Annotated in this window: 1 protein-coding gene and 1 pseudogene; both read right to left on the bottom strand. The window is 68.0% G+C overall.

The features are described 5' to 3' along the window. Window positions 1–197: pseudogene (locus tag AB4Y92_RS26860) on the bottom strand (quinone-dependent dihydroorotate dehydrogenase); the annotation flags it as partial. After that, window positions 194–353: DUF952 domain-containing protein (locus AB4Y92_RS26855; RefSeq protein ID WP_441822391.1), on the bottom strand; the 160-nt coding region annotated here is incomplete at its 5' end. The pseudogene AB4Y92_RS26860 and the gene AB4Y92_RS26855, both read right to left, overlap by 4 nt.

The raw sequence follows: 353 nt of genomic DNA, 5'->3' as shown, positions 1-353 counted from the left end.
TGTTTATCGAAACCGGCGGCCAGGCCGACCGGGTTCGGGAAGGAGAGCCCAAAGGCCTCGGTCGCCAGGATCGGATCGTCGGCAGCCGGCTTCAACGCTGGTGCGGCCGCCAGTGCGGCAACCGTCAGGCGATGCGCCATCTCGGCATCCAGCCTGTGGATCAGGGGCCGGGCGAGGGAGAAGAGGCTACCGATCACGAAATGTCCTCCGGAATGACGGGGCTGCCATTCGTCCCCGTGGCGAGCGGCGCAATCCAGCGCGCGGTCTTGGGGTCGAGGGCCGAATAGAGATGCGGGAAGAGCGCGCCGCCGCGCGAAGGCTCGTAGCGCAGCGCCGAGCCGAGTGCCGTATCA

Source organism: Lysobacter sp. TAB13 (genome assembly GCF_052113885.1).
Taxonomy (GTDB): domain Bacteria; phylum Pseudomonadota; class Gammaproteobacteria; order Xanthomonadales; family Xanthomonadaceae; genus Lysobacter; species Lysobacter gummosus.
Note: the sequence above shows the minus strand (reverse complement) of the source record. Positions and strands in the feature narration are given on the sequence as shown.